The sequence below is a fragment of the Halolamina sp. genome, assembly GCF_036626355.1.
Lineage (GTDB): Archaea > Halobacteriota > Halobacteria > Halobacteriales > Haloferacaceae > Halolamina.
The window spans coordinates 20802-27625 of sequence record NZ_JAZKRY010000039.1; the positions used below are offsets into that span (position 1 = coordinate 20802).

A 6824-nucleotide genomic window follows, 5' to 3' on the forward strand; every position below is an offset into this window, starting at 1 on the left:
TCCGGCGGCCGAGCCGGGGCGCTCAGAACCCCTTGCCCAGCAGCTCCCGCGCGACGATGTTCTTCTGAATCTCCGTCGTCCCCTCGTAGATCTGCGTGATCTTCGAGTCGCGGTAGAGCCGCTCCACGTCGTGATCGTTCACGAACCCCGCGCCGCCGTAGATCTGGACCGCCTCGTCGGCGCAGTCGGTCGCGACGCGGGAGCCGTACTCCTTGGCCATCGACGCCAGCGCCGTCAGCTGGCCGGACTCGTTCTCGACGCTCCACGCGGACTTGTACGTCAGGTTCCGCGCCGCCTCGGTCCGGATATGCATGTCCGCGAGCTTGTGCTGGATGGCCTGGAACTCCGAGATGGAGCGGTCGAACTGCTCGCGCTCCTGTGCGTACTCCAGGGCGCGTTCGCAGGCGCCCTTGGCGATGCCGACCCCCTGTGCCGCCACAGCGGTCCGGGTCTCGTCGAAGAACTGCATCAGCTGGAGAAAGCCCATCCCTCGGGTGCCGACGAGGTTCTCCTCGGGCACCCGCACGTCGTCCAGGATGAGCTCTGCCGTGTCGCTGGCGCGGATCCCCAGCTTCCCGGTTATCTTGTCGGCCTCGAACCCGTCCCGGTCGGCCTCGACGACGATCTGGGAGAAGCCGGCGTAGCGGTCTTCGGCGTGGGAGTCCGTTTCACACACGACGACGAAGTAATCACCGACCGAGCCGTTGGTAATCCACATCTTGTTGCCGTTGATCACCCACTCGTCGCCGTCCTTCTCGGCCCGTGTCGACACCGATGAGACGTCCGAGCCCACGTCCGGCTCGGAGATCGCGGCGCCCATCACGGATTCGCCCTCCGTAACCGGCGGGAGGAACCGCTCTTTCTGATCCTCGGTCCCGTACTCGATGATGGCCTCGGCGCCGAAGCCCGCGCTCGTGATGCAGAGCGCGATTCCGGGGTCGACCGCGAACAGCTCCTCGATCATCAGGGCGTTCTCCAGCGGGGAGTAGTCGACGCCGCCGTACTCCATCGGGAAGTGGGCCCCGAGCAGCCCCATTTCGGCGGCCTTATCCATCACCTCGTGGGGGTACGTCTCCTCGGTATCGTGCTCGGTCGCGACCGGCTCGATCTCGTTCTCGGCGAAGCGCCGGACCTCCTCCCGGAGTTGTTGCTGTTCCTCACTGAGTGAGAAGTCCATGGGAATACGTCGCAAACAGATGGCTTAGTGGTTGTGGAACGCGCGACCCGGTGTCCGGTGTTTTTCCAGCGTCGCCGCAGTGAGAGTGGGGTGGCACGCAGAATTCCCGAAACCCACTTGTTCACCCCCGCGGAACGGGACGTATGGTTGCAGCCGAATCTGACTCCGAACTCGATCGTGGCGACGAGGCACCCTCGTTCTCGCTGCCCGGGACCGATGGCGAAACGTACAGCCTCGACAGCTTCTCCGACAATGAGGCGCTGCTGGTGGTGGTTACCTGCAACCACTGTCCCTACGCGAAGGCGAAGTTCGACCTTCTGAACGAGCTTGCGGGGGAGTACGACGACGCCGCCGTCGTGGGTATCAACCCCAACGACGCTGCGGAGTATCCGGAGGACGATTTCGAGACGATGCAGCAGTACGTCGAATCCGGGACAGTCGACTACGATGCCTACCTCCGCGACGAGAGCCAGGCGGTTGCCGAAGCCTACGGCGCCGTCTGTACGCCCGACCCGTTCCTCTTCCGCCGGGCGAGCACCGATGCCTCGGAGACGCTTCGTGACGGAAGCGGTGAAACCGCCGGAGCACGCTGGGAGCTCGCGTATCACGGCCGTCTCGACGACGCCCTCAATCCCGACGAGGAGCCGACGGAGTTCTACATCCGCGACGCCATCGACGCCGTACTCGCCGGCGAGGAGGTCGATATCGAGGACCGACCCTCGCGTGGCTGCAGCATCAAGTGGAACTGAGGAACGAATCGGGCAACGCGGATTCAGGCTTCCGCGTGTTCGCGGGCCTGCTCCAGGGCCTCGCGGGCGTTCTCGACCGCGGCGGGCTGTTTCGCCGGGTAGGCTTCCACCTTCGCGCGGAGGGTGATGCCCTGGCCCTGCTCGACGTCGCCTTTGAACGCACGCTGTTTGTCCAATCGGAGGAAAAACGAGCAGTTCTCGTCGACGCGTTCGTCGAGTTCGCCGATGATGCGCTCGATATCAGGCAGGTCGCTCAGCTGCTGGAGTACGTACCGCACGTTGTCGGCCTTCTCGACGCGCGCCGAGAGGACGACGATGCGGTCGCCGTGATGACCTTCGTTTGTCGCGCGCTCGATGTGGAAATCCTCGGGCAGGAACCGGCGGAGCGCCTGCTCGACGCGCTTCTCGTCCTCCGTTGCGTAGCAGAAGGTCCGCAGGTCGATGTAATGAAACGGGACGCTCGCCATGGGCTCTCTACTCGGTTCGGGAGGAAAAGACTACGCTTCGGGGATTACACGACCGCGCCGAAGTCCCCGTGGCCGCGAAACGGCGTTCGCGGCAGGTCGTGAGCCGCTGTCGGGGGACACGACCGCGCCGAAGTCCCCGTGGCCGCGAAACGGCGTTCGCGGCAGGTCGTGAGCCGCTGTCGAGTGGCTACTCTTCGTCGTCTTCGTCGTCTTCAGCGTCCTCCTCGGACTCCACCTCGGCATCGGGCGCTGCCTCGAGCTGGTCCTCGGGGATGCCGGCTTCCTGGCCCCCATCGAACACGATGGTGTAGTTTGGATCGCCAAACATCGTCTCCATCACCTGCGTGATCTCGCCGACCTTCCCGTCGAACTCGCTGTGCTCGTCGTGGAGGATGGCGGTGTCGCCTTTCTCGTAGCTCATGGGTGCTGTTCCGCCGGCGAGAAGTTAAACACCCTGATTCGGCATCTGCGGGGTCGGCGGAGCGGTTCGCTTCGCGCAGCTACTCTTCGAGTTCGTCGTAGAGCGCGGCCAGGTCGTCGACCGAACCCCCCACGCTGACCTCTTCGCGCTTCGCGAGACAGCCCTCGCGGAGCTGTTCGCGCTCCTCCAGCGTGCGGTCGATGGCCTCGGCGAAGCCAGCGATATCACCGGCGTCGTAATGATAGCCCGTCACGCCGTCCGCGACGGTGTCCGAGAGCGCGCCACTGTCGACGGCGGCGACCGGCGTCCCGCAGGCGAACGACTCCAGTGCGACCAGCCCCTGGGTCTCGACGGGGCTCGGGAAGAGGAAGGCGTCGAGAGACGCGTAGAACGCTGGGAGCTCATCGCGGTCGAGAAAGCCGAGAAAGCGGACGTCGAGCTCCAGCGACTGGGCGTCGACCTCCAACTTCTCGCGTGCCGGGCCGTCACCGCCGAACACCACCGTCAGCTCGCGGTCGAGCCGCGCGCAGGCAGCGAGAATGTCCTGGAGCGACTTCTCGTGGCCGTGTCTCCCTGTGTAGCCCACGAGCGTCCGGTTCTCCGGGAGATCGTGGCGCTCCCGGAACGCCGCGGTCTCGGTAGGCTGGAACCGTTCCACATCGACGCCGTTGGAGACGACCGTCGGCGTCACGTCGATACCGAGGTCGTCCGTCAGATAGCTGCCGGTCCGCTGGGAGGGGACGATAACCGCGTCGGCTTTGTCGAAAAACCAGCGTTCGTACCGCTGGCTCGACACCGAGAGCCACTCACGGGCGCGATCGCAGTCGGTGAAGTAGCTGGTGTACTCGGCCGCCGGTGTGTGGTAGGTCGCCACCAGCGGGATCCCCTCCCGTCGGGCGAGTCGGAGCGCCGCAAGGCCGAGAAAGAACGGCGTGTGGGCGTGGACGATATCCGGGTCGACGAGCGCGTCCGGGATGCGCGGTGAGCCAATCCGGAAGCCGGCGTAGAACGGCAGCGGAAGCGACCGCACAGGGTGTTCACCGGAATCGGGCTCGTAGTCGTCCGCGTCGGGATACACGACGTCCATCCGGCCGCCGCGAGCCTCCCAACACTCCCGCCACGACTGGACGGTGTAGGTAACACCGTTGACAGTCGGCAGGTAGGTGTCAGTGAACGCGGCGACCGACCTCATGTGGTACGGCCGTTCGCCGAGGGAGCGTTAAGGGGTTGCGGAACGCGCTTCGACCAACAGCTTCTCGTACGTCTCGACTAACCGGTCGCCAACGCGGTCGAGCGAGTGCGCAGCGGCCGTTTCCCTTGCGTTCTCTCCCAGGCGCTCGCGGAGTTCGGGATGCTCGGCGAGGCGGTCGAGCGCGTCGACGAACTCCGCCTCGGTTTCGCATTTCAAACAGTCCTCGCCGTGGGTGAAGAACTCCTCGAACACCGGAATGTCACGGAGCACGACAGCGTTCCCAGTGGCCATCGCCTCGAGGGCGGCGATGCCCTGATTCTCGTCTTTCGTTGCAAACAGGTAGACGTCGCCGGCGCCGAACGCCATGCGCTTGTCGCCCATCCAGCCGGTGAACGTCACGTTCTCGGGCGGACTGCTGGTCCAGCGCCTGACCGGTTCACTCGCCGCGAGACCATCCTCGTAGTGGCCGAACCACGCGAACTCGTAGTCGGTCTGCTGGGCAACGCGGCAGAACGTCGTCAGCCCCTTTCGTTCGAACACCTCGCCGACACAGAACACGACCATCCCGTCGAGGTCGTACCGGTCGCGAACGTCCGCACGGAACTGCTCGTGGCCGTCGAGCGAGTCGATATCGACACCGTTGGTCATCGGTTCGATGGGCGCAGTTACCGGGTACGAGGCCACGACGCTCTTGGTGTACTCGCTTGGACAGAGCACCAGATCGGCCTGCGAGTAGAACCACCGGAGATACGGCTTCAGCGCCGGCGCGACGTGACTAGCAAAGCGGAACGACTCGCCGAAATCCTCAGCCGTGACGTGAGAGTGCAGCACCAGCGGAATATCGTCCCGCCTGGCGTGGCGGGCGACAGCGACACTACCTGGCCCGATAACGTTGCAGTGGGCGATGTCGTACTCCCGGAACGCCCGTCCGCCGGTCAGGCGCGAACGGGCGGCGGCGAGCGGGCCGTCACCGACCCACGGTGTCGTCACAACGTCGACGCCCGCGGAGTCGAGCGCCGACCGCTGCTGGCGCGTCGCGGTGACGATGCCACCCCGGATGCGGTCTTCCAGTTCGAGATAGTTGAGGACCCGCACTGTTTTCGTCGTCGTTTGCTGAACGGATTCATGAAGCTTCCGAACGGCCGTTCCTCGACGGTGTCTCCCGCAAGGGATAACCGCAGCGCCGGCCTCCGTTCGGCTGAACGGATGAGTACCGATATCGCCGCCGAGCGCATCGAGCGACTGGCCGACCTGGCCGAGGGGGCCGTCGCCGCCGGTGAGCCGGACCGCTCGCGGGAGTACGTTCGACTCGCCAGACGGCTCGCCGAGCGCCACCGCCTCTCGCTCCCGAAGCGGTTCGCCCGCGCGGCCTGTGACCGCTGTGATGTGTACCAACGCCCTGGGCGGAACGTCCGGGTACGTGTTCAGCACGGGCAGGTTGTCCGCCGCTGTGACTGTGGTGGGACGGCTCGCTACCCCTACCGGGACTGAGCCGACCCGGATACCGAAGTTGTAAAGCTCCGCCCACTGAATCTGGTCATAAGAATGAGCGACGAGCTACGCGAAGAAGCACACGACGTCGAGGTTACTGTCTGGGTCGGGAAAAACGGGATCGAAGCTGTCGTCGACGAGCTCCAGGACCAGCTCCGGAACGAGACGCTGGTGAAGGTGAAGTTCCTGCGGTCGGCCCGCGGCACCGACGACACCGAGACGCTTGCAGGGGAACTCGCAGACAGGGTCAACGCCGAGCTGATCGAGACCCGCGGTCACACGGCGGTGTTGCACTGATGGGTCCGGCGCCCCTGCAGGCGGGGCTGAACAACGCGACCCGCACCGATCGCTTCGTCGCTTCCTTCCTGCAAGAGCTCGGTGTCCCGGAGTCGCTCGCGGTCACGATCGGCGCCGCAATCGTCTTTCTCGTCGTCCTCGGCGTCGCCTACATCGCCGGGAAAGCGCTCCTGATCCCGCTCACCAATCGGCTCCTGGACTCGAAAGGGCTCGATGAGCACGCCCGCCGGCCGCTCCGGAAGATCGTCGGAGCCACCTTCGGCTTCGGAGCCATCGCCGTTGCCTTCGGCTTTGCGGGCTACGGGAACTTCCTCCAGTCACTGGCGACCGTCGCGGCAGCCGCCACGCTGGCGATCGGGTTCGCGATGCAGAACGTCATCGCCAACTTCGTCGCCGGCATCTTCATCTACGCCGACCAACCGTTCCGTATCGGACACTGGATCGAGTGGGACGGCAACTCCGGCATCGTCGAGGACATCTCCTTCCGCGTCAGCCGCGTGCGGACGTTCGACAACGAACTGCTGACGGTGCCGAACTCACATCTCACCGACGGCGTCATCAAGAACCCAGTCGCCAACGAGACCCTGCGACTCCAGTTCACCTTCGGTATCAGCTACGACGACGACGTAGAGGAGGCGACCGACATCATCATCGACGAGGCCGAACGCCATCCGAACATCCTCACCGACCCCGCCCCCAGCGTCCGGCTCACCGAGCTGGCGGACTCCTACGTCGGGCTGCGTTCGCGCATCTGGATCGAGAACCCCTCCCGGGCTGATTTCGTCAAGACCCGCTCGGAGTACGTCACGGAGGTAAAAAGCCGGTTCGACGACGCCGGAATCACCATCCCGTTCCCGCAGCGGGAGCTCTCCGGCGAAGTCGAACTCCCACCCGAGCACGTTCGGGAGTGAGGCCGACGGGGCTGGTATCGTCTCGGCCCCTGATAGTGAGTACTGCGAGTCTGTCCCGCCGTGACCAGCCGTGTCGGTGGTGGGAGCCCCTGAACCGGCGGCGTTCGACACCGTCGATG

9 protein-coding genes are annotated in these 6824 nt (G+C 65.3%); 4 read left to right on the top strand and 5 right to left on the bottom strand.

Annotated features, from left to right (window positions below):
* Window positions 1-22: 22 nt before the first annotated feature.
* Window positions 23-1177, bottom strand: a complete 1155-nt coding sequence (locus V5A38_RS07945) for an acyl-CoA dehydrogenase family protein (protein ID WP_332325223.1) — start codon at window positions 1175-1177, stop codon at window positions 23-25.
* A 143-nt stretch (window positions 1178-1320) separates the two neighbouring features.
* Between V5A38_RS07945 and V5A38_RS07950 the strand changes: the two genes are divergently transcribed.
* Window positions 1321-1926, top strand: coding sequence for a thioredoxin family protein (locus V5A38_RS07950; protein WP_332325225.1), 606 nt, complete (start codon window positions 1321-1323; stop codon window positions 1924-1926).
* Between the two features lie 23 nt (window positions 1927-1949).
* Here V5A38_RS07950 and V5A38_RS07955 read toward each other — a convergent pair whose 3' ends face one another.
* From V5A38_RS07955 to V5A38_RS07970, 4 genes are all read right to left on the bottom strand, one after another.
* The gene (locus V5A38_RS07955; protein WP_332325226.1) at window positions 1950-2393 is read right to left on the bottom strand and encodes an RNA-binding protein; all 444 of its coding nucleotides are present in this window, start codon (window positions 2391-2393) and stop codon (window positions 1950-1952) included.
* A gap of 187 nt (window positions 2394-2580) precedes the next feature.
* Entirely contained in the window at window positions 2581-2814 is a 234-nt protein-coding gene (locus tag V5A38_RS07960; protein ID WP_332325227.1) for a DUF1918 domain-containing protein, read from the bottom strand.
* A gap of 79 nt (window positions 2815-2893) precedes the next feature.
* Window positions 2894-4006: a glycosyltransferase gene (locus tag V5A38_RS07965; RefSeq protein WP_332325228.1), complete on the bottom strand. Its 1113-nt coding sequence runs from the start codon at window positions 4004-4006 to the stop codon at window positions 2894-2896.
* A gap of 27 nt (window positions 4007-4033) precedes the next feature.
* Window positions 4034-5101, bottom strand: a complete 1068-nt coding sequence (locus tag V5A38_RS07970; protein ID WP_332325229.1) for a glycosyltransferase family 4 protein — start codon at window positions 5099-5101, stop codon at window positions 4034-4036.
* A 111-nt stretch (window positions 5102-5212) separates the two neighbouring features.
* Between V5A38_RS07970 and V5A38_RS07975 the strand changes: the two genes are divergently transcribed.
* The 3 genes from V5A38_RS07975 to V5A38_RS07985 are packed head-to-tail and all read left to right on the top strand — an operon-like array spanning window position 5213 to window position 6705.
* Entirely contained in the window at window positions 5213-5497 is a 285-nt protein-coding gene (locus V5A38_RS07975; protein WP_332325232.1) for a ribonuclease P, read from the top strand.
* A gap of 54 nt (window positions 5498-5551) precedes the next feature.
* The gene (locus tag V5A38_RS07980; protein WP_332325230.1) at window positions 5552-5794 is read left to right on the top strand and encodes a YhbY family RNA-binding protein; all 243 of its coding nucleotides are present in this window, start codon (window positions 5552-5554) and stop codon (window positions 5792-5794) included.
* Window positions 5794-6705 carry a mechanosensitive ion channel family protein gene (locus tag V5A38_RS07985; protein ID WP_332325231.1) on the top strand — a complete coding sequence of 304 codons (912 nt, stop codon included), beginning with the start codon at window positions 5794-5796 and terminating at the stop codon, window positions 6703-6705. Before V5A38_RS07980 ends, V5A38_RS07985 begins: the two co-directional genes overlap by 1 nt.
* Window positions 6706-6824: the final 119 nt, after the last annotated feature.